23 protein-coding genes and 1 pseudogene are annotated in these 22,355 nt (G+C 62.3%); 11 read left to right on the top strand and 13 right to left on the bottom strand.

Annotated elements, in window-relative coordinates:
• Nucleotides 1-2: 2 nt before the first annotated feature.
• Nucleotides 3-1,058, top strand: a complete 1,056-nt coding sequence (locus tag VW35_RS14305) for an ABC transporter ATP-binding protein (RefSeq protein ID WP_046143741.1) — start codon at nt 3-5, stop codon at nt 1,056-1,058.
• Between the two features lie 72 nt (nt 1,059-1,130).
• Here the strand turns inward: VW35_RS14305 and VW35_RS14300 are convergent, their stop codons facing one another.
• On the bottom strand, nt 1,131-1,649 hold the full coding sequence (locus tag VW35_RS14300; protein ID WP_046143740.1) for a lipocalin/fatty acid-binding family protein: 519 nt from the start codon (nt 1,647-1,649) through the stop codon (nt 1,131-1,133).
• A 138-nt stretch (nt 1,650-1,787) separates the two neighbouring features.
• On the opposite strand from VW35_RS14300, the gene VW35_RS14295 reads away from it, so the two are divergent.
• The 6 genes from VW35_RS14295 (at nt 1,788) to VW35_RS14270 (ending at nt 9,616) form a co-directional block, all read left to right on the top strand.
• Nucleotides 1,788-2,543 carry an ABC transporter ATP-binding protein gene (locus tag VW35_RS14295; protein ID WP_244465909.1) on the top strand — a complete coding sequence of 252 codons (756 nt, stop codon included), beginning with the start codon at nt 1,788-1,790 and terminating at the stop codon, nt 2,541-2,543.
• The gene (locus VW35_RS14290) at nt 2,543-5,098 is read left to right on the top strand and encodes an ABC transporter permease (RefSeq protein WP_046143738.1); all 2,556 of its coding nucleotides are present in this window, start codon (nt 2,543-2,545) and stop codon (nt 5,096-5,098) included. The genes VW35_RS14295 and VW35_RS14290 overlap by 1 nt, the downstream gene beginning before the upstream one ends.
• A gap of 140 nt (nt 5,099-5,238) precedes the next feature.
• On the top strand, nt 5,239-7,551 hold the full coding sequence (locus tag VW35_RS14285) for a Tex family protein (RefSeq protein WP_046143737.1): 2,313 nt from the start codon (nt 5,239-5,241) through the stop codon (nt 7,549-7,551).
• 82 nt (nt 7,552-7,633) lie between these two features.
• On the top strand, nt 7,634-8,239 hold the full coding sequence (locus VW35_RS14280) for a sulfite oxidase-like oxidoreductase (protein ID WP_046143736.1): 606 nt from the start codon (nt 7,634-7,636) through the stop codon (nt 8,237-8,239).
• Complete coding sequence (locus VW35_RS14275) at nt 8,232-8,975, top strand: FAD-binding oxidoreductase (protein WP_046143735.1); 744 nt, start codon at nt 8,232-8,234, stop codon at nt 8,973-8,975. The genes VW35_RS14280 and VW35_RS14275 overlap by 8 nt, the downstream gene beginning before the upstream one ends.
• A gap of 425 nt (nt 8,976-9,400) precedes the next feature.
• Complete coding sequence (locus VW35_RS14270) at nt 9,401-9,616, top strand: hypothetical protein (protein ID WP_152662599.1); 216 nt, start codon at nt 9,401-9,403, stop codon at nt 9,614-9,616.
• A 172-nt stretch (nt 9,617-9,788) separates the two neighbouring features.
• Here the strand turns inward: VW35_RS14270 and VW35_RS21585 are convergent, their stop codons facing one another.
• Nucleotides 9,789-10,562, bottom strand: coding sequence for a hypothetical protein (locus VW35_RS21585; protein ID WP_161796914.1), 774 nt, complete (start codon nt 10,560-10,562; stop codon nt 9,789-9,791).
• Between VW35_RS21585 and VW35_RS21340 the strand changes: the two genes are divergently transcribed.
• Complete coding sequence (locus VW35_RS21340) at nt 10,549-10,830, top strand: hypothetical protein (RefSeq protein WP_152662598.1); 282 nt, start codon at nt 10,549-10,551, stop codon at nt 10,828-10,830. The genes VW35_RS21585 and VW35_RS21340 overlap by 14 nt on opposite strands.
• Before the next feature lie 32 nt (nt 10,831-10,862).
• Here VW35_RS21340 and VW35_RS14260 read toward each other — a convergent pair whose 3' ends face one another.
• The 6 genes from VW35_RS14260 to VW35_RS14235 form a co-directional block, all read right to left on the bottom strand.
• Nucleotides 10,863-11,141, bottom strand: coding sequence for a hypothetical protein (locus VW35_RS14260; RefSeq protein ID WP_046143732.1), 279 nt, complete (start codon nt 11,139-11,141; stop codon nt 10,863-10,865).
• A gap of 144 nt (nt 11,142-11,285) precedes the next feature.
• Nucleotides 11,286-11,483 (bottom strand): hypothetical protein, encoded by a 198-nt coding sequence (locus VW35_RS14255; RefSeq protein ID WP_046143731.1) that lies wholly within the window; start codon nt 11,481-11,483, stop codon nt 11,286-11,288.
• Complete coding sequence (locus tag VW35_RS21785; RefSeq protein ID WP_046143730.1) at nt 11,470-11,619, bottom strand: hypothetical protein; 150 nt, start codon at nt 11,617-11,619, stop codon at nt 11,470-11,472. The genes VW35_RS14255 and VW35_RS21785 overlap by 14 nt, the downstream gene beginning before the upstream one ends.
• Before the next feature lie 58 nt (nt 11,620-11,677).
• Nucleotides 11,678-12,244 (bottom strand): phosphonate metabolism protein/1,5-bisphosphokinase (PRPP-forming) PhnN, encoded by a 567-nt coding sequence (gene phnN, locus VW35_RS14245; RefSeq protein ID WP_046143729.1) that lies wholly within the window; start codon nt 12,242-12,244, stop codon nt 11,678-11,680.
• Nucleotides 12,241-13,377 (bottom strand): alpha-D-ribose 1-methylphosphonate 5-triphosphate diphosphatase, encoded by a 1,137-nt coding sequence (locus VW35_RS14240; protein WP_046143728.1) that lies wholly within the window; start codon nt 13,375-13,377, stop codon nt 12,241-12,243. The genes phnN and VW35_RS14240 overlap by 4 nt, the downstream gene beginning before the upstream one ends.
• A 1-nt stretch (nt 13,378) precedes the next feature.
• Nucleotides 13,379-14,068: a DUF1045 domain-containing protein gene (locus VW35_RS14235; protein ID WP_046143727.1), complete on the bottom strand. Its 690-nt coding sequence runs from the start codon at nt 14,066-14,068 to the stop codon at nt 13,379-13,381.
• 121 nt (nt 14,069-14,189) lie between these two features.
• Between VW35_RS14235 and VW35_RS14230 the strand changes: the two genes are divergently transcribed.
• The 3 genes and pseudogenes from VW35_RS14230 to VW35_RS14220 all read left to right on the top strand — a co-directional run bounded on the left by VW35_RS14230 (nt 14,190) and on the right by VW35_RS14220 (nt 16,938).
• On the top strand, nt 14,190-15,446 hold the full coding sequence (locus tag VW35_RS14230) for a glycerate kinase type-2 family protein (protein ID WP_046143726.1): 1,257 nt from the start codon (nt 14,190-14,192) through the stop codon (nt 15,444-15,446).
• Nucleotides 15,447-15,557: 111 nt separating this feature from the next.
• Nucleotides 15,558-15,910, top strand: a pseudogene (locus tag VW35_RS14225) (VOC family protein).
• 89 nt (nt 15,911-15,999) lie between these two features.
• Entirely contained in the window at nt 16,000-16,938 is a 939-nt protein-coding gene (locus tag VW35_RS14220; RefSeq protein ID WP_046143725.1) for a Gfo/Idh/MocA family protein, read from the top strand.
• Between the two features lie 65 nt (nt 16,939-17,003).
• Here the strand turns inward: VW35_RS14220 and VW35_RS14215 are convergent, their stop codons facing one another.
• The 5 genes from VW35_RS14215 to ytfQ form a co-directional block, all read right to left on the bottom strand.
• On the bottom strand, nt 17,004-17,738 hold the full coding sequence (locus VW35_RS14215; RefSeq protein WP_046143724.1) for a FadR/GntR family transcriptional regulator: 735 nt from the start codon (nt 17,736-17,738) through the stop codon (nt 17,004-17,006).
• A 15-nt stretch (nt 17,739-17,753) separates the two neighbouring features.
• Nucleotides 17,754-18,728 carry a galactofuranose ABC transporter, permease protein YjfF gene (gene yjfF / locus VW35_RS14210; protein ID WP_046143723.1) on the bottom strand — a complete coding sequence of 325 codons (975 nt, stop codon included), beginning with the start codon at nt 18,726-18,728 and terminating at the stop codon, nt 17,754-17,756.
• A complete protein-coding gene (locus VW35_RS14205; RefSeq protein ID WP_046143722.1) occupies nt 18,725-19,729 on the bottom strand; it encodes an ABC transporter permease in 1,005 nt (334 codons plus the stop codon). The genes yjfF and VW35_RS14205 overlap by 4 nt, the downstream gene beginning before the upstream one ends.
• The gene (locus VW35_RS14200) at nt 19,726-21,243 is read right to left on the bottom strand and encodes a sugar ABC transporter ATP-binding protein (protein ID WP_046143721.1); all 1,518 of its coding nucleotides are present in this window, start codon (nt 21,241-21,243) and stop codon (nt 19,726-19,728) included. Before VW35_RS14200 ends, VW35_RS14205 begins: the two co-directional genes overlap by 4 nt.
• 139 nt (nt 21,244-21,382) lie before the next feature.
• Nucleotides 21,383-22,354 (bottom strand): galactofuranose ABC transporter, galactofuranose-binding protein YtfQ, encoded by a 972-nt coding sequence (gene ytfQ / locus VW35_RS14195; RefSeq protein ID WP_046143720.1) that lies wholly within the window; start codon nt 22,352-22,354, stop codon nt 21,383-21,385.
• Nucleotide 22,355 lies beyond the last annotated feature (1 nt).

Below are 22,355 nucleotides of genomic sequence, written 5' to 3'. Positions count from 1 at the left end.
TCATGGCCGATGTCACGCTCCGCCAGGTTAGAAAATCCTATGGATCGCTCGAAGTGGTCCATGGGGTCGATCTCGACATCAAAAGCGGGGAATTCGTGGTTTTCGTCGGGCCTTCGGGCTGCGGAAAATCGACTCTTCTGCGCATGATTGCGGGGCTCGAACCGATTACGGGCGGCGAGATTTCGATCGAGGGGCGGGTGGTCAACGACGTGCCCTCGCCCCAGCGTGGCATCGCCATGGTGTTTCAGTCTTATGCGCTTTATCCGCATATGACGGTTTATGAGAACATGGCCTTTGGCCTCAAGCTCAAGAAGACACCCAAAGAAGAGGTAGATCAAAGGGTTAGGGAAGCTGCGCGGATTTTGCAGATCGAGCCTTATCTTGATCGCATGCCTAAGGCCCTGAGCGGTGGGCAGAGGCAGCGCGTGGCCATCGGACGCGCGATCGTGCGCAATCCAAAAGTGTTTTTGTTCGACGAGCCGCTGTCGAATCTGGACGCATCGCTCCGTGCGCAAACGCGGGTCGAGATCGCGCGGCTGCACGATACGCTTGATGCCACAATGATTTACGTCACCCATGACCAGGTCGAGGCGATGACGCTGGCGGACCGGATCGTGGTGCTCAATGCCGGCAATATCGAGCAGGTGGGTTCGCCGCTCGAACTCTATCGAAACCCGGTCAACACCTTCGTTGCCGGGTTCATTGCCAGCCAGCGGATGAACTTTATCAAGGTGGCGCCCGAGGGCACTCAGCTGCGCCTTCCGGGTAACATTGCGTTAACATTGAGCGGCGTGGATGTGTCGAAGGTCAGAACCATCGGCGCACGGCCCGAACACCTCAATCTGGCGACCCCCGAAACCGCGCATCTGAGTGGCACGCTCGCGGTCATCGAACAATTCGGCGAATATGCGCTGGCCTATGTCGAACTGCCCAACGGCGAGACTGTGACGATCAAGCTCGACGGCGCGCCGGGCCTGCAACTGCATCAGCCGATGCACATCGCGCTGCCCGAAGGGCAGGTGCATCTCTTCGATGGCGAGGGACGCGTGATCCGGTAATCCGGTTCGAGGACCAACCGTGAGGTTGGTCACTCTCGCGGGAAAGATGGTTGGGCACGGCCCCGGTCCGGTTTAGCGCGCGAACGGCACGCTGGCGGTGAGTACGTCGCCTGAATTGTTGAACTCGACCTGGAATTCGACGGTGATCGAATTGCCGATCAGGAACAGGCGCGAGCCGATCTCGACGTCGTTTCCGCCGCGATCCTTCTGCCGTTCGACGAGATCGAAGCCGATCTGGTTGCCGCGCTGGCGGCCGACCGCGATGCCCGAAAAACCGGCATTGGAAGTCATCACCGCTTCATACTGCTTGCTGGCATCCTGATAGGCGATGGTGCCGCTGACGGAGAGGTTCATGTTCACGAGCGTGCAGCGGCCGGTATAGTTGATCTTGCCGGCATTGCCCGGGCTGACCGACAAGCGGCAGCGGAAGGGTTCGGGCTTTTCGCCACCCTCGAGCGTGCTTTCCCCGCGCCAGCTGCCGACATAAGAGGACAGCAGCGCTTCCTCGGTCGGACCGGCAAATGCCGGCGCAGCCATTCCCATCAAGCCGATCAGTGCCACAGCCAGACCAGCAATCGTCTTTCCGCCCATTACCACGTCGTACCCTCTCGTCCCAAAACCTGCCCTGTGGGCAAGCATCTTTAGTATTTCATCCAACAATGCCAGTTTAATATGATCTCGCAAAGATACGGCATTAACGCACAATAAACCAAGAACGCCGGAGGCAGCGTGCAGGCTCCCGAACAGTCCCCGCTATCCATGGACAAAGCGCAAGCGCCACACCCGCCGGTTCTTCCCCTCATCACGGCGTCCAAAGTCGACTATAGTGTAGAAGTCGCCGGCAAGCCGCTCAACATTTTGCGGGGTGTCGATCTGACCGTCCGTCCGGCCGAGGTCGTCGCCATCGTCGGACCCTCGGGCAGTGGGAAAACCTCGCTTTTGATGCTGCTTGCGGGCCTTGAGCGCGCCAGTGCGGGCTCGATCACGATTGCGGGTACGGACATCACTAGGCGCGACGAAGACGCCATGGCTGTCTTCCGCCGCCAGACGCTCGGCATCGTCTTCCAGAGTTTCCACCTCATTCCATCCCTGACCGCACTCGACAATGTCGGCCTCGCGCTCGAAATCGCCCGGCCAGATCTGCCGCTCGCCGAAGTACGCAAGGAAGCGGCCGCTGCGCTCGATGCCGTCGGTTTGGGCAAGCGGCTCGACCATCGCCCCGCCGCGCTCTCGGGCGGCGAGCAGCAGCGCGTCGGCCTTGCTCGCGCGCTTGTTACCAAGCCAAAGCTCCTTCTTGCCGACGAACCCACCGGCAATCTCGACCAGAAGACCGGCGCCGTCGTTGTCGAATTGATGTTCGATCTTGCCCGCCAGAACGGCACTGCCATCGTCATGATCACCCATGACCCGCATCTGGCCGAGCGCACCGACCGCAAGTTTACCATGGAACAGGGTCAGCTGACCGAAACCACGGGCCAGCCCTGATGCGCGCCTTCCTTGCCGCGGCCCGTGTGGGTCTTAAGGAAATGGCGGGTGATTGGGCCCGCTTTTCCCTCCTCATCATCTGCCTTGCCGTCGGCACGGCGCTGATCGCCGGCGTCTCCTCGGTGTCGTCGGCCATTACCCGCGCCGTCGACCAGAACGCGGCCTTGCTCATGGGCGGCGACCTCGAATTTACCCGCTCGGACCGCCCGGCAACGGCGAGCGAAATTGCCATTTTCGAAGGGGCCGGCACGCTCGCGAGCACCATCGAAACCAATCTCGGAGCCGAATCCGCGACGGGCGAAGCCTTTGTCGATCTTGTCGCGGCGGGTCCGAACTATCCGCTGCTTGGCGGTGTCTACACCGATAATGCCGAAGCCCAGATCGCGCCCTTTGCCGCGCTCGAAGAACGCAACGGCATGTTCGGCGCCCTTGTCGATCCGGTGATGCTCGACCAACTGGGCCTCAAAACCGGCGACACCATCACCATCGGCGGCACCGATTTCGAAGTCCGCGGCGGGCTTACCGGCTTTCCGGATGGTCCCGTGCGCGGCTTTCGCCTGGGTCTTGCGACTCTCCTCAGCACCGATGGTTTTGCCCACGTCTCCGACCGGACGTCTCCGCTGCCCGGCCTCGGCACCAATTTCCGCTACAAACTGCTTCTGACGAGCAGCGACACCGAAGGCGAACGCGCCCGCCTCGTCGGCGAACTCGGCGATTCCGGCTGGGAAGTCCGCTCTGCGCTCGATGGTCTCGGTCCGATGCTGCGCTATTACGAGCTCTTTACCGGCTTCCTCCTCGTCGTCGGCCTCGGCTCCCTCCTGATCGGCGGCGTCAGCGTCTGGAGCGTCATGTCGGCCTATATCGCCGAGCGCGCCGGCGTGATCGCCGTCCTTCGTAGCCTTGGCGCCGCCCGCTGGCGCGTCCTCGTGCATTTTCTCGTCCAGGTGCTGGCCCTTGGCCTCATCGGCGTTGGCATCGGCGTTGTCGTCGGTGTCACCATCGGCCTTTTCGTGCTTCCTGCCGTTGGCACCGCCATTGGCATTCCGCTGACGCGCAACATCGACGTCTTGGCCATTCTCGTTGCTGCCGCCGTGGGCCTTCTCACCGCTTTTGCCTTTTCCTATCTGCCTCTGGTCCAGGCGCAGATGGTGTCGCCCGCAAGCCTCTTCCGCTCCAAGGGGCTTGGCGCGCCGCGGATCGATTGGAGGCGCTTTATCCGCTCCGCCGAACTCCTGCCGCTTGCCGTGGCCGTGCTTTTGTTCTTCTGGCTCGCCGTCATCCTGACGGGCGACTGGCTGCTGGTCCTTGCCTTTATCGGCTCCGCCACCGGCGCGGCGCTGCTTCTGCAGCTTGGCAGCCGCGTTGCGCTTGCCGGGCTCTCACGCTTGCCCTCGCCGCGCTGGCGGCCCCTGCGGCAAAGCCTGCGTGCGATTATCGGCTCGGCGGGCAATTCATCAGCCGTCGTCACCGCGGTCGGCCTTGCCATGGTTATCCTTGTGGTCGTTCAGGTTCTTGCCATCAACCTCCGCAACGAGTTTTTGGGCGCCTCGGTGTTCGATGCGCCGACCCTCGTCGCCTCCGATCTCTTTCCCGACGAAATGGAAGCTTTGCAGGCCGATGTCGGCCCCGAACACGGCATTGCGCTGGTTACCTCGACGCCCATGCTGCGCGGTGCGGTCACGGCTGTCGCCGGCACGCCGGTCGACACCCTTTCGGCCAATGGTCCGGAAGCTTCGTTTCTCCTTTCGGGCGAAATCCCGATGACCTATCGCGCCATCCTGCCGCCCGCCTCGCGCCTTGTCGAAGGCACCTGGTGGCCACAGGATTATTCCGGCGAACCCCTCGTCTCGCTCCACCAGAACCTGCGCCAGGGCCTCGGGGTCAAACTCGGCGATGAGATCACCTTTGAGATCTTTGGCGAGACGATCACCGCAAAAGTCAGCAATTTCCGCGATTATGCCTGGCAGGGCGGCATCGACTTCCTCGTCACCTTCTCGCCCGGCGCGCTCGATGCCTATCCCTCGACGCTCCTTGCTGCCGTCACTGCCACACCGGGCCGCGAAGAAGACGTCGAGCGGTTCCTCGCCAGTGAATTCCTCGACATCAAATTCATCGAAATCGGCGCGACCCTGACCCGCATCACCGAAGCGCTGAGCCAGCTTTCCTTTGCTGTCGCGAGCGTTGGCGGCATCGCCGTGCTGAATGGTCTTCTCATCCTCATTGGCAGCCTCGCCGCAGGCCGGCGCCAGCGCGAATCCGATGCGGTGCTCTATAAGGTTTTGGGGTCGAGGCGTGGTGAAATCCTCGTCGCCGCCCTCCTCCAATTCCTGCTGCTTTCGCTGTTTGCTGCGCTCATCGCCATTCCCTCGGGCATCTTTACGGCATGGCTGCTTACCCAGGTCCTCCTCAACGTCGCCTTTACCGTTGACGCCACGACCATCGGCCTCGTCGTCGCCGGCCTCATCGCAGTGACGGCGATCCTCGGCGCCACAACGCTCCTCCGCGTACTCTCGATCCGCCCCGCTTTGCTCCTGCGCGAAATGTCGAGCGTCTGACCCGACGCGTCCTCCCCCTTTAAGGGGGAGGTTTCTCGCGATGGGTTACCCACGCTTTCCACACCCCGCCTGACCTCCGTTTGGGTTTTGGCCAAATTCCCCATTATGGTCGCACCAATTCGACTCAACTTGGCTGACCCATGGCGCTTCCCAACCAAAACCTTGCCACCCGTATCGCCCAGGAAATCGGCGCCAAGCCCGATCAGGCCAAGGCGGCGATCGAATTGCTCGATGGCGGCGCGACCGTTCCGTTCATCGCGCGCTACCGCAAGGAAGTGACCGGCGGGCTCGACGATACCCAGCTGCGCACGCTCGAAGAGCGCCTTGCCTATCTCCGCGAACTCGACGGCCGCCGTGATGCGATCCTCAAATCCATCACCGAACAGGGCAAGTTGACGCCCGACCTCGCCGCCGCCATTGCCGCCGCGCCGACCAAGGCCGAGCTCGAAGACATCTATCTGCCTTTCAAGCCCAAGCGCCGCACCAAGGCGGAAATCGCCCGCGAGCGGGGTCTGGGCCCCTTGGCGGACGCGATCCTCACTGACCGCAAGCTTGTTCCTGCCGACCTCGCAGCGAAATATCTCACCGACGATGTTCCCGACGTAAAAGCCGCGCTCGACGGCGCACGCGACATCATCGTCGAACAAATGGCCGAAAACGCCGATCTGGTGGGGCGCCTCCGCACCTATATGAAGGACCGCGCCACGCTCCGTGCAAAGGTCATCAAGGGCAAGGAAGAAGCCGGGGCCAAATTCTCCGACTATTTCGACCATACCGAGCGCTGGGCCACGGCCCCCAGCCACCGGGCACTGGCCATGCTGCGCGGGCGCAACGAGGAAGTTCTCTCGGTCGATATCGAAGTCGACGCCGACGACACTTCAATTGTAAAGCCCGCCGTCCGCATGGTCGCCTCGGCATATCAGGTCGGCGGCAGTCTTCCGGGCGACAAGTGGCTCCTCGAAGTCGCTGGCTGGGCCTGGCGTACCAAGCTTTATGTCCATCTCTCGCTCGACCTGATGCGCGATCTGCGCGAACGCGCCGACGAAGAAGCCATCAGCGTCTTTGCCCGGAATTTGAAAGACCTGCTGCTTGCGGCTCCTGCCGGCTCCCGCGCCACCATGGGTCTCGATCCCGGCATCCGCACCGGGGTCAAGGTCGCCGTGGTCGATGGCACCGGTAAGGTGCTGACCACCTCGACGGTCTATCCCTTCCCGCCGCGCAATGATGTCCGCGGCACCCAGACCGAGCTTGCGGCACTGATCCGCGCCCACAATGTCGAACTGATCGCCATCGGCAATGGCACCGGCTCGCGCGAAACCGAAAAGCTCGTCGCCGACATGTTGGCCAATATGCCGGCGCCAAAGCCGCTCAAGGTCATCGTCTCGGAAGCCGGCGCTTCGGTCTATTCCGCCTCCGCCGCTGCCGCCGCCGAATTTCCCGGGCTCGACGTGTCGCTTCGCGGTGCCGTTTCAATCGCCCGGCGGCTGCAGGACCCGCTGGCAGAACTGGTCAAGATCGAGCCGAAAAGCATCGGCGTCGGTCAATACCAGCATGACGTCGATCAGTACCGGCTCGCGAAATCCCTCGACAGCGTCGTCGAAGATGCGGTGAACGCCGTCGGCGTCGATCTCAACACTGCCTCGGCGCCACTCCTTGCGCGCGTCTCCGGCCTTGGCGCTTCCATCGCCGAAGCCATCGTCGCCCATCGCGACGCCAATGGCCCTTTCAAGACGCGAAAAGAACTGCTGTCGGTCGCCCGCCTCGGCCAGCGCACTTTTGAACAGGCCGCGGGTTTCCTCCGCATTCCCGATGGCGCCGAGCCGCTCGATGCATCCTCGGTTCACCCCGAAGCTTATGGGGTCGCCCGCAAGATCGTTGCCGCCTGCGGCCGCGATGTCCGCGCCTTGATGAGCGACCCGACGGCGCTGCGGGCGCTCGACCCGCGCGTCTTCGTCGACGAGCGTTTTGGCCTTCCGACGGTGCGAGACATTATCGGCGAACTCGAAAAGCCCGGCCGCGATCCCCGCCCCGCCTTCAAGACGGCGACCTTTGCGGACGGCATTGATGACATCAAGGACTTGAAACCCGGCATGCAGCTTGAAGGCACGGTCACCAACGTTGCCGCCTTCGGCGCTTTCGTCGATATCGGTGTGCATCAGGACGGCTTGGTCCACGTCTCCCAGCTCGCCGACAAATTCGTCAAAGACCCACATGAAGTGGTCAAGGCCGGCGATGTGGTGAAAGTCACCGTCGTCGAAGTCGACGTCCCCCGCAAACGCATCGGCCTCACCATGCGCCGCGATGGCGGCGCCTCGGCCCGCGAAACGCGCCCTCAACAGCGCGAACCCCAGCGTCCTGCCGGCAGGCCACAACAGCGGGGCAATGAGCGCCCTCAATCGAACGACCAGGGCGCCTTCGGGGCGCTGCTCAGCGCTGCCATGAAAAAGAAGTAGAGAGTTCGTGCATCCAGCGCGGATTGCTTGAAACGCCGCGCTGGTTTCTACTGCCTCCAGCTTCACGCCCGAGGAAACGATCATGGCAACACGCGGTTTTACCGGACGCCCCCGCGAACCCGAGCAAAGAGATCGCGTCCCGCCCGGACAGCACCTCGTCGATTACTTTCCCGTGCTCACCGCCGGCCCGACGCCCCATATTGCCACCGAAAGCTGGAAGTTCACCCTCAAGGTGGGACCGCGCCCGGTCAAAACCTGGACCTGGGCCGAGTTCAATGCGCTGCCCATGACCAAGATGGTGAGGGACATCCACTGCGTCACCACCTGGTCGCTGCTCGACACCACCTGGGAAGGCGTCCTCATCGACGATCTACTGGCCGATGCCTTCATCGAGCCGCCGACGAAATTTCTCCTTGCGCATTCCTATGATGGCTATTCGACCAATGTGCCGGCCGACGATCTCCTCACCGGCAAGGCGATGATTGCGCTCAAATATGGCGGCAAGCCGCTCGAGCGCGACCATGGCGGCCCCGCCCGCCTCCTCGTGCCGCATCTTTATTTCTGGAAGTCGGCCAAATGGATCAACGGCCTCCAATTCACCGAGCGGGACGAAGCTGGCTTCTGGGAATTGCGCGGCTATCACATCTATGGCGACCCGTGGAAAGAGCAGCGCTATACCGATGATTGACACCATCAACCGCGAGATTCGCTGGCAGGAAGCCCGGATCACGCGCATCGTCCCGCGTACCAAGACGCTTTCGAGCTTCTTCTTCCTGCCGCCCGAGCCTTTCACCCATCGCGCCGGCCAGCATGTCGACGTGCGCCTCACGGCGCCCGACGGTTATACGGCTCAGCGCAGCTACTCGATCGCTTCGGCGCCCGATACTGGGCCCGAGATCGAGCTTGCCATCGACCGGCTGGACGATGGCGAGGTTTCCCCGTTCTTTCACGATGTGGCGCAAGCCGGCGACGATATCGAGCTGCGCGGGCCTCTTGGCGGGCATTTCGTCTGGAGCCCGGCCAATGGCGGCCCGCTTCTCCTTGTCGGCGGTGGCTCGGGTGTTGTGCCGCTGCTGGCCATGGTCCGCCAAGGCTTTCGGGAAAAATCCGAAGCCCGCGTGGTTCTCTTATTCTCCGCCCGCACCGCGGCCGAAGCGCCTTTCCTCGATGAACTTCTGGCCATCGAGCGCGAGTGGCCAAATTTCACCCTGCGCCTCGCCCTGACGCGCGACACGCCAAGTCGTGCCAGCGACTATGGCCGCCGTATCGATGGACCGATCATCTCCGAAACGATCAGAACATTCGGCGCGGCGCCGAAGCATGTGTTCATCTGCGGCAGCAATGCCTTCGTCAACGTCGCCGCCGACCGCGCTGTCGAGGCAGGTTTGCCTGCCGAAATCATCCGCACCGAACGCTACGGCTAGGCAAGCGCTAGCGTTGGCCAGTTCGGCTCCCGCCTCAAGCGGTTTCGCGGCTAGACGAAAGTCGAGCACGGTTTTTCGCTTTTTTTGCCCTTTGCGCACAGGGCCCTACTGGCAAAAGCGTCTGCGCTCGCCTATCTTGCCCTCACTGCGCCGCAAAGGGCAGTCAGTAATGCGTTCAACACCTGCGGGAGGAATGACGATGACGACATCGACGACCATTACCATCCATGCCGTGTGTTCGACCGTAGTAACCCGCCGAAACGATGCCAAACGCTGGCAAGGGTCCTGTCACTCGAAACGAATGTGACCTCCGTCACATCCCCGTCTCACAGTTTCGATAAGACCCGCAGCGAATTGGCCTCACCGGCGCGGATTTGTCCGTCGCCAGTGTTTTCCATTTTGCCGCGCAAGTGGAGCATCCGCAGATGCAGGAAAACAGTTTCAAGAGGGCCGAGACGCATCGGCCGACAGTGATCGAAGTGTCAGGCGAGCCGCAGGGCGTGGTGGTGCCGGCAGATGGCGGTTTCCGCTTTCTCGCCGTCAAGCTGCCTGCCTTCGTCGTCGATGGCCAACACTTCCCGACGATCGAGCTGGCGCACCAGGCGGTGCGTGACGCCGTCCAGAGCGGACCGCAGCTTTAGCGCTTTAGAGCCTGTGTCCGCCTGTTCTGGACGCTCGCTACACTCCAGCCTGGCCCAATTCATCCCCGCGCGAGCGGGGATTTTTATTGGAAAATCGTCTCCTTCGGACGGCACGAAAAAAAACCGGCTGCCTGGGAGCAGCCGGTTCCTCGACATCTGATCCGGGGCGAGATCAGAAGACGTAGACGGTCAGGGTCGAACCAGTGGACTGCACGCCGAGCACATTGCCCGGCCGGTACTTGGTGCGGCTGAGGGCTGCATTGATCAGCGCATCGCCGGAGACGGCACCGACGAGACGGTGATAATCGCCATTGGTCGCGAGCCAGTTGCTGATCTGCTTGCGCACTTCAGCGCAGACGGGGACGGGAACGAGCTGGATATTGGTGGCGCGGTTCCAGTTGCGGATGCGGGTCGATTCGAAGAGGTTGACCAGCTGGTTAGGATTGGTGCCGGCGCAGGCGGCGGTGGTCACAAAGGTACCGATGGAGCCCGAGCCGCCCGAGCGGTTGAAGCCGTTGCTGCCATTGTTGCCGTTGTTGCCGTTGCCGCCATTGCCACCGTTGTTTCCGTTATTGCCGTTATTGTTTCCGCCGTTGTTCCCGTTGTTTCCATTATTGCCGTTGTTGCCGTTGTTCCCGTTGTTGCCGTTGTTGCCGCCACCGCCGCCGATATTGACATCGACGCCAAGCAGGCCGCCGGACCCCCCGACATTGACATTGGCATCGACGATGCCGCCGACATTGGCGTTCACATCGAGCAGGCCATTGCTGCCGCCGAGGCTGACATTGGAATCGACGATTGGATTGGAGCCGCCGCCGACATTGGCATCGACGAGGTTGCCGCCGCCACCGCCGAGCCCGACATTGACGAGGCCGCTATCCCCGGCGCTGCCACTGCCCAGGGTGACGAGAGCGCCGGAATCGGACCCGCCGATGACGCCAAGCACGCTGGAGCTCGAATCGCCCGAGGAGCTGTCCCCAAGCAAGCCGCCAAGCAAATCGTCCGCAATTGCACTGCTGGACATCAAAGCAGCGGCAATGAAAAATGCGCAGGCCAACTTAGATTTTTTGGTCATTCTTATCTCCTTCTGGAACAACGACCTGTTGCGTTGTCATGAGAAGAAGTTTCGCGATTTCATTGAGTTTATAATATTCGTGCTTGTACGTATTTGGGTTTTGGATCGATTTGTCGGTTATCGGAATATTACTAATTAAATTTGGATATATTTGAAGATTGATTTATTTAATTACCAGCGGTTTCGCAGCTTGGGAAAGGCTTCGGGCCAGTAGGCCAGAGGATCGAGGACCACGAGCAGGTCGGCATCATCGGGCATGTCTGCCATGAGCTTGCAGATGCCGAGGACGAGATCGTGCGGAGAAGGGTTTTCGGGAATGCGCCGCTCGATGCGCCCGTCGCATCGATGCTGCACGACACCGGCACACAACTGGTCCTGATGGACAAACAGCAAGAGGGCCGTTTGCCCGAGCGGGATCTGTTCAGGGGTAACGCGAACATAGCTCGCCAAGGTCTGGCTCCTGACCGGTGAGAGGACAGAAGCGATTGTCGGCGACAGGGGGTTGGCGGCGTGTTTTTGACGCAGCGCGCAAAACTACGAGGGGCCTAGCGGTTTTCCCGCAGGCCCCCTGGTCAGACTACTGATATGCGCTCTTCAGCCGTCATTGCTCGAATTGAGCTCGTCCGGACGGCGGCCTTCGGCTTCGACCGGCATGGGGTGAAGCGCGCGCTCGACCGCGTCCGCAAGCGCTTCGACGTCGATGCGCTGCGCGCCGGTATCGGCCTGGCGCTGCAATTCGTGGGAGAGCGCCTCGACAATGGCGCTGCGGCGATTGTCCTTAGCCGTTTCCATCGATCGACACTCCCTGCTGATCGATGCGCACTTCGAGGCCCGGTTGGGATTGCTGCTGCTGATAGGTATAGATGGCAAAGCCGATGACGGCGAGCGCGAGCACGGCCACCAGGGAGTAAAGTCCATTTCGGCTCATCGGAACTCCTGACGCTTTAGAAAACTGCGCTTGTCCAACGCAGGCGAAGGGAAAGAGTTCACTCTTCCGCGAGGGCGCGCAGCGTCATGACGAATGCGGTGACCCCGATGCCGATGGATTTGGAATTGTCGATGACGACAGGGGACACGTCAGCGGGCAGGGCGGCCCCGTCGCGGGCGAGGCGCGCCGCGATCTGGTCGCGATTTTCCCGGCCACGCTGGGCGAGGCGCTGGGCACGCAAGGATATTTCGGCCGTGATCATGACGACCCGGCAGGTAGGATATTTGGCGATCGCGTCGCGCACGACATGGCGCGAGACATTGGCGACGACGATGCGGCCGAGCGTCAGATCGGTATCGACGCTCATCGGCAATCCGTATTTGAGGCCATGGGCCTCCCAGGTGAGGGCAAGCCGGCCATTGGCTTCGGCCTCGTCGAATTCGTCCGGATCGATCGAAAGATGGTCTTCAAGATCGATGTCGGTGGGCCGGGTGACGAGGCGCCGCACGAAACTAAAACGCTTGTCGGCATCGAGCGCCTGGCGGGCGCCGGTGATCAGCGTGTCCTTGCCGACCCCGGAGGGGCCGATGACGAGAACCAGAAGCCCCGGCGGACGATCGCTCAACTGATGCGGGCTCCCTCTTTCCAGACCGCGCGCACCCCTGGAACGCGCGCATGATTGGAAACTCGCACCAGATCGGCCCGCTTGCCAATGGCGATCTCGCCACGGTCCACAAGACCTGCAGCTTTGGCGGGGTTGCGGGTGACGGTCGCCACGGCATCGGGCAGGCCGATATCGTCGATGCGCTGGGGCAGAAGGAAGACGGCCTGGAGCAGTGCAAAGGGTACGTAATCGGAGCTGAGAATATCGAGCAGCCCCGCCGCGACCAGATCGCTTGCCGAAACATTGCCGGAATGGGATTTTCCGCGCACGACATTGGGGGCGCCCATCAAGACGGCAAGGCCCGCATCGTGCGCGGCTGCCGCAGCTTCGAGCGTCGTTGGAAATTCGGCGATGGCAATGCCCTCGTCGGCAGCCTGCTCGATATGGGCGAGGGTCACGTCATCGTGGCTCGCGAGCGCGAGACCGAGCTTGTGCGCGCCCGCGACGATGGCGGCGCGGTTCTTAGCCGAATAAAGATCGTGCTCGGCCTGCCGCGCATCGAGATAGGCCTGCATCTCGCTTTCGGTGCGGCCCATATGCTTGGCATAAAAGCGCTTGTAATCTTCGAGCGAACGGAACTGGCGCTGGCCGGGCGTATGATCCATCACCGATGCGAGGCGCGTCTGCGGATGATCGGCAAAGGCCTCGAAGTGATCGAGAACATCGCTTGTCGGCAGCTCGCAGCGCAGGTGCACGAAATGATCGGCGCGCAGCCAGCCCTGGTCGGGTCCGATGCGAATGGCGTCGACGAGCTTTTGGGCATGGTCGAACATGTCGGGCAGGTCGAGGTCGGATCCGATGCGCACGGCATCGAAAACCGTGGTGATGCCAGAACCGGCAATCTGCACATCGTGGGCGTGGAGCGCGGCCAATGGATCCCAGAAGACGCCGGGCCGGGGGCGGTAGTGGTTTTCGAGGTGATCGGTGTGAAGTTCGACAATGCCGGGGATCAGATAATCGCCTTCGAAATCTTCTCCGCTGCCGCGATTGGTGGCGTCGATATCGGCGATGAGGCCATCGCGGACGAGCACGCTGCCATTGACGACGTCATCGGCAAGAACGATCCGCGCATTGGACAGAACGAGTTCGGACACGTCAGGCCCCCAGCTTATAGTCTTCGAGCCGCTTGAACGGTCCGCCGCTATCGGGCTCGTGGAAGAGCACGAGGCGGTCGAAGTTGACCGGTTCGACCAGATCGGGGCCGAACCAGGCCTGGGCCGCCGACAGGATATCGGCGCGATCCTCTTCGGGGAGGCGGTCGGTCAGGGTCATGTGAAAGCGGAATTCGTCGAAGACGTAGGGATAGCCATAAGAATCGAGCAATTCTTCCTGGCGTGGCGTCAAACCGCGCGCGAGCCGGGCCGCGCGGTCTTTGAGCGTTAGTTCAGCCCGGAACGGCTCAAACTCTTCAACGACGTAAGCGGCAAAATCCTGAAGCGCTTCATTTGGTTCAGCCGGGATTAGCGCCAGAAAGCCGTCGAGCGAAGCGACCTGCAACTGACCGAGGACGAACGGCTGCTGTCGTCCGGCAAAACCGGCAAGGGCAGCGCGAAGATCGTCGAGCGTCATGCCCGGGGCCAGAGCCATGGGCGGCTTGATGGTGGCATGAAAGGCGTAACGGCTTGCCGACTGAGTCAGATTGAGGAGGCGATTGCGCTCGATGCCGGCAACGGTGCCATCAAAGCTTTCCCCGGTCAGCGGATCGCGCCCGAGCCAGGCCGAGGCACGGTCCCAGAGCGGACTGGTGGCAGAGGGGGCGTAATAGATGGCGAATCGTTCGGACATGAAAACTCCCGGTGCCTGCCGCTAACGCCTCTATGTGTCCGCGTTTTGACACGAGGGCAAGGCTGGACAATGCGTGGCACGCCCGTCACAAAGGCGCCGAGGAGAACGGGGAGAGGGCCAAATGGATCGCAAAATTCTGCAATCGCTGTTCGAGCTTGCGGTGGAGCGGGCGCAGCCGGCCCTGGCGGTCGAGCGGCATTTGCCCGAGGCGCCCAAGGGCCGGACGATCGTCATTGGCGCGGGCAAGGCGTCGGCGCAGATGGCGCGGGCTTTCGAAAAAGCCTGGCCGCATGACATCCATGCCGGGCTCGTCGTGACGCGCTACGGTTATGCCGAGACATGCGAAAGGATCGAGATCGTCGAGGCCGCGCATCCCGTGCCGGATGCGGCGGGTTTCGAGGCAGCGAAGCGGCTCAAGGCACTGGTCGGTGGATTGACGGCGGACGATCTCGTCGTGGCGCTGATTTCGGGTGGCGGTTCGGCACTGTTGCCGGCGCCGGCCGAGGGTCTGACGCTCGAGGACGAGAGGGAAGTCAACCGGGCGCTTCTCGCCTCGGGCGCGCCGATCGGGGTGATGAATCTCATTCGCAATCAGTTTTCGACCGTCAAGGGCGGACGGCTCGCGGCGCTGGCTGCACCGGCACGCGTTGCAACGCTCGTCGTGTCGGACGTGCCGGGGGACGATCCGGCGCTGGTGGCCTCGGGACCGACGATCTCGCTCGCCGGCACAAGGGCAGAGGCGCGAAAATTTGCGGCGCTTTATCGGCTGGAGCTGCCGGAGGCGGTAAAACAGGTTCTGGCGGGCGAGGATAATCTTGCGCCGCGCTCGGACGATCCACGGTTTGTGGGAAATTCGGTCGTGACCATCGCCTCGGCGGCTTTGTCATTGTCAGCGGCGGCCGATGATGCGCGACGCCGTGGGATTTCCGCGGCCATTTTGTCCGATTCCATCGAAGGCGAAGCAAAGGATGTGGCGCTGGTGCATGCGGCGATCGCCAAGGAGATCGCGCAACGCAACCAGCCCTTTGCCAAGCCGGTGGTGTTGCTTTCGGGCGGGGAAACAACGGTGACGCTGCGCGGCAAGGGGCGCGGAGGCCGGAATGGAGAGTTTTTGCTGTCGCTCGCTATTGCGCTCGATGGCGTCGCGGGGGTGACGGCAATGGCGGGGGATACCGACGGGATCGACGGGTCCGAGGACAATGCCGGGGCCTTTGTCGACGGGACTTCGGCGCAGCGGATGCGGACGGCGGGGGTCGATCCGCTGGCGGCATTGGCGAATAACGACGCCTATGGTGCGTTTGAGGCGATCGGGGACCTGTTTGTGACCGGGCCGACGGGCACGAATGTGAATGATTTCCGGGCGATTCTTATTCGCTGATTGATCGCCGCCGTCATTGCCCGGCTTGTCCGGGCAATCCATCTTGGAGCGGCATGGACCACCGGGACGAGCCTGGTGGTGACGACCATCGAGAGGTCGGGAGAGGTGAGAATGGCAAAAGCGCTAGGCATTGGCGGGATCTTCTTCCGCGCGCGGATACGAAGGCGCTGGCGGATTGGTATGAGACCCATCTCGGCGTGCCGGGCTTTTGGGGCCAGGAGGCCGGTATGACGGTCTTCGCGCCATTCAAAGAGAGCACCGATTATTTCCCGGCCGACAAGCAATGGATGATCAATTTTCGCGTCGATGATCTCGACGGGATGATCGCCCAACTCAAGGCGGCCGATATTGCGGTCGAGACGCGGCCAGACGAGTGGGACACGCCCGAGACCGGGCGCTTTGCCCGTATCCATGATCCGGAAGGCAACCAGATCGAGCTTTGGGAGCCTCCGGCGCAACAGTAGGGATTAAAATCATACTTTTGCATGGCGGGGCCTTGGCGGCGTTTGCAGGCTCTGCTCTATAGCCTGCCGAAGGCTTTTGGAGACTGCTTATGGCCAAGCGCAAAATCGCGGTGATCGGTGTCGGCAAGATCGCGCAGGACCAGCACCTGCCGGTGATCGATGCTTCGGATGATTTCGAACTGGCCGCGACCGTTTCGACGCGCGGCATTGGCCATGGCAACGTGCCGGTATTCAAGACGCCGGGCGAGCTTTATGCGGCCATGCCCGAGGTGAGCCTTGTTTCCATCTGCACCCCGCCCGGCATTCGCCACAGCTACGTTCGCGAGGCGCTCGACGCCGGCAAGGACGTGATGATGGAAAAGCCGCCGACGACGACCATCTCCGAACTCGACGATCTGATCGCGCATGCCAAGCGCCTCGATAGTGTGCTCTATCAGACCTGGCACAGCCAGTTTAACGCGGCGGTCGACCGGGCCAAGGTGATCCTTGCCGAAGAGGGGGTCACCTCGGCGCGCATCGACTGGCGCGAAAGCGTGCGCAAGTGGCATCCGGGCCAGGATTGGGTCTGGGAGCCGGGCGGGTTCGGCGTCTGCGATCCCGGTATCAACGCTTTTTCGATTTTCACCAAGGTCATGCCCTTCCCGGTTTTTGTCGACAAGGCGACGCTGACTTTCCCGGAAAACCGGCAGACCCCGGTCGATGTGGAAATCGTCTTCAAATCGAGCCAGGCGCATAAGCCGGATCTTTCCTGCGGGTTCAACTGGCTGGAAGAGAGCGGCGAGATCTGGACCATCCGGTTTACGACCGGCAAGGGCAACGAGATCAAGCTCGAGCGCGGCGGGCGCACGCTGCGCGTCAATGGCGACGTCGTGCTCGAGCACGGCGATCTCGAATATTCAGCCATGTATGACCGGTTCGCGGACCTGCTCGATGCCCACGAAAGCGATGTCGATGCAGCGCCGCTGCGGCTGATGTTTGATGTGTTTTTCCTCGGCGCGCGGGTCACTGGGCCGGCGTTTGAGTGGTAGGCGCGAGACCCGCCAAAACCTCGATCTGACACCCTCCCCTTGATGGGGAGGGAGGGGTGGGGCGGCTATGAGCCTGCAATGATCCGTCTGTGATCAAGCTCAATGCCTTCGGCTAAACGCTCGCGAGCTATGTCCACCTTGCCCGCTTCAATCGCCTGAATAACCGCTTCGAGATTCTCGATGCTTTGCGCGCAATAGGCCTGCAGCGTTTCGGGCTGCCGGGTCAGCGCCAGCGCCAGAAGCAGTTCGACGACGCCGACGACGCCGCGCAGCAGCGTGTTCTGCGAGGCCTCGGCGATCTGGGCGTGGATTTCGAGGCACGCGAGGCCGAATTGTTCCACGCTGTCGCCGGCGGTGGCGGCCTGGTGCAGCCAGTATTTCATGATGCGGACGTCTTCGGCGGTGCGGTGGCGGGCGGCGCCTTCGACGGCGGGGAGTTCGAGCGCGGCGCGGACGGCGAAGAGATTGCTGTAAAAGACCGGGTCGGCCGGGGCGTGGAAATGCCAGGCGAGGACCTGCGAATCGAAGAAATTCCAGCGGCTTTTGGGGGAGACGCGGGTCCCGACCTTGGGGCGGGCTTCCACGAGCCCCTTGGCTTCGAGCGTCTTCAGCGCTTCCCGGAGGACCGTGCGGGAGACGCCATAGGTTTCCATCATGACGGCGTCGCTGGCCAAAACGGAGCCGACCGGGAACTCACCACTGATGATGGCCCGGCCGATTTCGTTGATCACGAACGTATGGAAATTGCGCGCAGCGTGCCGGCCGGAAAGGGACCGGATAAGGCTGCCAGCTTCTATCATGATGGCGTCTTTACACTAGGCCTTCGAGGTTTTCTCTCCGGGGGCAGAGGCGACGAAGATCAGGCGCTGTAGCACGATGAAGAGGAACAAGAGAATGCCGATGACGATCTTGGTCCACCAGCTCGACAGCGTGCCGTCGAAAATGATGTAGGTCTGCACAAGGCCGAGCAGCATGACGCCGATAAAGGTGCCGAGAACAAAGCCATAGCCGCCGGTGAGCAGCGTGCCGCCGATGACGACGGCGCTGATGGCGTCGAGCTCGACCCCCACCGCCGCGAGCGGATAGCCAGCGGAGGTATAGAGCGAGAAGACAATGCCGGAGAGGGCGGCAAGGACGGAAGACAGCGCATAGATCGCGACGGTCGTACGGGCCACCGGCACGCCCATCAGCGAGGCCGAGACCGGATTGCCGCCGAGCGCATAGACATATGAGCCGAACTTGGTGCGATGGGCGACGAGGGCGCCAATGATGAAGATCGCGACCATGGTGAGGCCGATAATGCTGAGGCGGCCGCCACCGGGCAGGCGAATGGTGAGGTCGGAAATCCACGCATAGAATTCGTGGTTGATCGGTACGGAATCGCGCGTGATCACCGAGGCGCCGCCACGGGCGAGGAACATGCCGGCGAGGGTGACGATGAAGGCGGGCACCTGCAGGTAATGGATGGCGAGGCCCATGATCGCGCCAAAAGCGCCGGCAACCACGATCGCTATGGCAAAGGCGAGGAGCGGGTGAACGCCGGCCCAGGAGATCAGCACGGCAACGAGCACGCCGGTGAAGCCAATGACGGCGCCAACCGAAAGATCGATACCGCCCGAGAGAATGACAAAAGTCATGCCGACCGCGGCGATGCCAAGGAAGGCATTGTCGGTGAGGAAGTTTCCGAGCACGCGGGTCGAAAACATCGAGGGAAACTGCATGACGGCCAGGGCATAGGCGATGGCAAAGATCAGCGCCGTGGCGACGAGGGGTCGAAGCGAGCGGTTCATTTCGCGGCTGCCTTGGCGACGGGTTTGATGCGGGGTGGCGCGAGGCGGCTCGCGAGCGGGGACTGGATGACGAGGACGATGAAGATCAGCCCCGCCTTGACGATGAGATTGAATTCGGGCGGGAAGCCCGAGACCAGAATGCCGGTGTTCATCGCCTGGATGATGAGCGCGCCGACAAAGGCGAGCGGCACCGAAAAGCGACCGCCGAGAAGCGAGGTGCCGCCGATGACGACGGCGAGAATGGCGTCGAGTTCGAGCCAGAGCCCGGCATTGTTGGCATCGGCGCCGCGGATGTCACCGGCGACGATGATGCCGGCAATGGCGGCGCAAAGGCCGGAGAGGGAATAGACGAGCAGCAGCAGCATGCGGCTTCTGATGCCGGCAAGGCTGGCAGCGGCGCGATTGACCCCGACGGCCTCGATGAAGAGGCCGATGGCGGTGCGCCTGACGATGAGCGTCACGATGATCATGAGGACAAGCGCGATCACCGCGGCCATGGGGAAGCCGAGGAAGGAGCCGGTGCCGATATAGATGAGCACCGGATCGGTGAAGGTGACGATAAAGCCTTCGGTGATGAGCTGAGCGATGCCGCGGCCGGCGACCATGAGGACGAGCGTCGCGATGATCGGCTGGATATCGAGAATGGCGACAAGAATGCCATTCCAGAGACCGCAAAGGAGGCCGACGACGAGGGCGGCGACGACCGCGATGGGCGCGGGATAGCCGGCGACGACCATGGTGGCGGCGACTGCACCGGCCACGGCCATGACGGCGCCGACCGAGAGATCAACGCCCTTGGTGGCGATGACCCCAACCATGCCGACGGCGAGAATGGCGACCGGGGCGCCGCGATTGAGAACGTCAATCAAGGAGCCGAAAAAGCGGCCATCTTGCCAGGTGACGCGGAAGAAATTGGGGAAGAGGAGCCAATTGATCAGCAAGACGCCGATCAGCGCGAGGAGCTGGGGATTGGCGAGTTTGAGGAGCGAGCGACGGATCATGTCTGCACCCCGTCTTTATGATTGGCGATGGCCTGCACGATGACCCCGGGATTGATGTTTTCGCCATTGAGCTCGGCGACGAGTTCGCGATCGCGCATGACGACGATGCGCGAGGAATAGGCAACGACCTCGTCGAGCTCGGAAGAGATGACGACAAGCGCCAGGCCCTCATCGCGCAGGCGATTGATGGTGCGGACGATTTCGGCATGGGCGCCGACATCGATGCCGCGCGTCGGCTCATCCAGAATGAGGAAGGTTGGATCGGTGGCGAGCCAGCGCGAGAGGATCGCCTTCTGCTGATTGCCGCCCGACAAAAGTTTTATGGGCATGTCGAGCGAGGCGGCGCGGATATCCATGGATTCGCCATAGCGGCCGGCGATTTCCATTTGCTCGTCGCGCGTCAGGGCGCTGAACCAGCCGAGCTTGCCTTGAAGGGCGATGACGATGTTTTCGCGCACCGAAAGATCGCCAAAGATGCCTTCGGCTTTTCTGTCTTCCGGGCAGAAGCCGAAGCCGTGGGCGATGGCATCGGTGGGCTTAGATATGGAGGTGGGCTTGCCGGCGACGGAGACAGTGCCTTCGTCAGCGGAATCGGCGCCGAACATGATGCGCGCCATTTCGGTTCGACCCGAGCCGAGAAGACCGGCGACGCCGACAACCTCACCCTTGTGGATGGTGAGGTTGAAGGGCATGACGCTGCGCTTCTTGCCATAGCCCTTGAAGTCGAGCAGCACCTCGCCGAGTGGTCGATTTTCCTCGAGCTGGGTGGCGCCGGAAAAGGCGATGTCCTTGCCCAGCATCAGACGGACGACGTCGGTGCGCGTGAGATTGTCGAGGGATTTGGTGTCGATCAGCTTGCCATTGCGGAGGATCGTCACGCGATCGGCAATGGCAAAAACTTGGTCGAGGAAGTGGGTGATGAAGACGACGGCAAGGCCCTGGGCCTTGAGATCGCGAATGATGTCGAAAAGGCGTTCGACCTCGTTGCGATCGAGCGAAGCAGTAGGCTCGTCGAGGATTAAAACCTTGCCCGAGAGTTCGACGGCGCGAGCGATGGCGACGATCTGCTGGACGGCGACGGAATGGGCGCCCAGTTCGCTCGATGGGTCGATGTTGAGGCCATAGCGCGCGAGCACGGTGCGTGCATCGCGCTCCATCTTGCGGCGATCGACGAAGCCGAACCAGGTCGGCTGATGGCCGAGATAGAGGTTTTCGGCGACTGAGCGATTGGGGAGGAGATTGACCTCCTGATAGACCGTGCCAATGCCATGGGTCTGGGCGTGCTGCGGATTGTTGAGGGTGACGGGCGAACCATCGACGATCACATCACCCAGCGTCGGCTGATAGGCGCCGGTGAGAATCTTGATCAGCGTCGATTTGCCGGCGCCGTTTTCACCAAGGAGCGCGTGGACTTCGCCGGGGCGGAGGCCGAAATCGACCTTATCGAGCGCCACGTGATTGCCGAAAATCTTGACGATCCCGCGCGCTTCGAGCGCGTATTGTCCGTCGGTCATGCCGCTTGCCCTCCCCGAGAATTATTGTAGACGCCCATCCACGATGTCACCCCGGCTTTAAGCCGGGGCCCATCTTGAGATCTCAGGATGGGTCCCGGCCTTCGCCGGGATGACAGCCAGTGGTTGGAACGGGACGGCCTTAGTAGCCCAGGCCCTTGCGGCGGTCGTATTCGCCCTGTGGGTCATCAGCCGAGGTGTAGAGCTTGGATTCGGTGATGATGAACTTTTCCGGTTCCGTGCCGTCAGCCCAGAACTTGGCGAGGGCGTCGAAGGCGGGGCCGGCCATGTTCGGGGTCAGTTCGACCGTGGCATTGGCTTCGCCGGCGGCGATGGCGGTGAAGATATCGGGCACGCCGTCGATCGAGACGACCTTGATGTCGGTGCCGGGCTTGAGACCAGCATCCTTGATCGCCTGGATGGCGCCGACGGCCATGTCGTCATTGTGGGCATAGACAGCGCAGATATCGGCGCCGTTATTGGTCGCCTTGATGAAGGCTTCCATGACTTCCTTTCCCTTGGAGCGGGTGAAGTCGCCGGTCTGGCTCTGCGTGATCTTGAGGTTGTCGTGGCCGGCGATGGCTTCCTCAAAACCCTTCTTGCGATTGATCGCCGGGGTGGAGCCGACGGTGCCCTGAAGTTCGACGATATTGCACGGCTCGGTGCCGACATCGCCAACGAGCCAGTTACCGGCAACGCGACCTTCTTCGACCTGGTCGGAAGCAACCGAGGTCAAGTAGAGATCTTCCGGTGCATCGACGCCGCGGTCGAGCAGCACGACGGGGATTTCGGCGTCCTTGGCTTCCTTGAGCACATCGTCCCAACCGGTGGCGACGACGGGCGCCACGAGGATGGCGTCAACGCCCTGGGCGATGAAGCCACGGATGGCCTTGATCTGGTTTTCCTGCTTCTGCTGGGCGTCGGCAAACTTCAGATCGACGCCGCGTTCTTCGGCCTGCTGCTTGGTGACCGAGGTTTCGGCAGCGCGCCAGCCCGATTCCGAGCCGATCTGCGAAAAGCCGACGACCTTGCCGGACAGGTCCTGCGCGAAGGCAGCGGTAGACAAGGCGGTAGCGAGGCTTGCCGCGATGGCAAGCTTGGTGATGATGCTCACG

Origin of the sequence: Devosia soli (assembly GCF_000970455.1) — a bacterium.
In the GTDB taxonomy this organism is placed as follows: domain Bacteria; phylum Pseudomonadota; class Alphaproteobacteria; order Rhizobiales; family Devosiaceae; genus Devosia; species Devosia soli.
The sequence above is the reverse complement of the archived record's forward strand: the minus strand, read 5'-3'. Positions and strand labels throughout refer to the sequence as shown.

What these genes read in the sequence shown, in the direction of transcription:
- VW35_RS14305 (WP_046143741.1), top strand. Translation starts at nt 3, where the DNA reads ATGGCCGATGTCACGCTCCGCCAGGTTAGAAAATCCTATGGATCGCTC.
- VW35_RS14300 (WP_046143740.1), bottom strand. Translation starts at nt 1,649, where the DNA reads ATGGGCGGAAAGACGATTGCTGGTCTGGCTGTGGCACTGATCGGCTTG.
- VW35_RS14290 (WP_046143738.1), top strand. Translation starts at nt 2,543, where the DNA reads ATGCGCGCCTTCCTTGCCGCGGCCCGTGTGGGTCTTAAGGAAATGGCG.
- VW35_RS14285 (WP_046143737.1), top strand. Translation starts at nt 5,239, where the DNA reads ATGGCGCTTCCCAACCAAAACCTTGCCACCCGTATCGCCCAGGAAATC.
- VW35_RS14280 (WP_046143736.1), top strand. Translation starts at nt 7,634, where the DNA reads ATGGCAACACGCGGTTTTACCGGACGCCCCCGCGAACCCGAGCAAAGA.
- VW35_RS14275 (WP_046143735.1), top strand. Translation starts at nt 8,232, where the DNA reads ATGATTGACACCATCAACCGCGAGATTCGCTGGCAGGAAGCCCGGATC.
- VW35_RS14270 (WP_152662599.1), top strand. Translation starts at nt 9,401, where the DNA reads ATGCAGGAAAACAGTTTCAAGAGGGCCGAGACGCATCGGCCGACAGTG.
- VW35_RS21340 (WP_152662598.1), top strand. Translation starts at nt 10,549, where the DNA reads ATGACGCCAAGCACGCTGGAGCTCGAATCGCCCGAGGAGCTGTCCCCA.
- VW35_RS14255 (WP_046143731.1), bottom strand. Translation starts at nt 11,483, where the DNA reads ATGGAAACGGCTAAGGACAATCGCCGCAGCGCCATTGTCGAGGCGCTC.
- VW35_RS21785 (WP_046143730.1), bottom strand. Translation starts at nt 11,619, where the DNA reads ATGAGCCGAAATGGACTTTACTCCCTGGTGGCCGTGCTCGCGCTCGCC.
- VW35_RS14235 (WP_046143727.1), bottom strand. Translation starts at nt 14,068, where the DNA reads ATGTCCGAACGATTCGCCATCTATTACGCCCCCTCTGCCACCAGTCCG.
- VW35_RS14230 (WP_046143726.1), top strand. Translation starts at nt 14,190, where the DNA reads ATGGATCGCAAAATTCTGCAATCGCTGTTCGAGCTTGCGGTGGAGCGG.
- VW35_RS14220 (WP_046143725.1), top strand. Translation starts at nt 16,000, where the DNA reads ATGGCCAAGCGCAAAATCGCGGTGATCGGTGTCGGCAAGATCGCGCAG.
- VW35_RS14215 (WP_046143724.1), bottom strand. Translation starts at nt 17,738, where the DNA reads ATGATAGAAGCTGGCAGCCTTATCCGGTCCCTTTCCGGCCGGCACGCT.
- yjfF (WP_046143723.1), bottom strand. Translation starts at nt 18,728, where the DNA reads ATGAACCGCTCGCTTCGACCCCTCGTCGCCACGGCGCTGATCTTTGCC.
- VW35_RS14205 (WP_046143722.1), bottom strand. Translation starts at nt 19,729, where the DNA reads ATGATCCGTCGCTCGCTCCTCAAACTCGCCAATCCCCAGCTCCTCGCG.
- VW35_RS14200 (WP_046143721.1), bottom strand. Translation starts at nt 21,243, where the DNA reads ATGACCGACGGACAATACGCGCTCGAAGCGCGCGGGATCGTCAAGATT.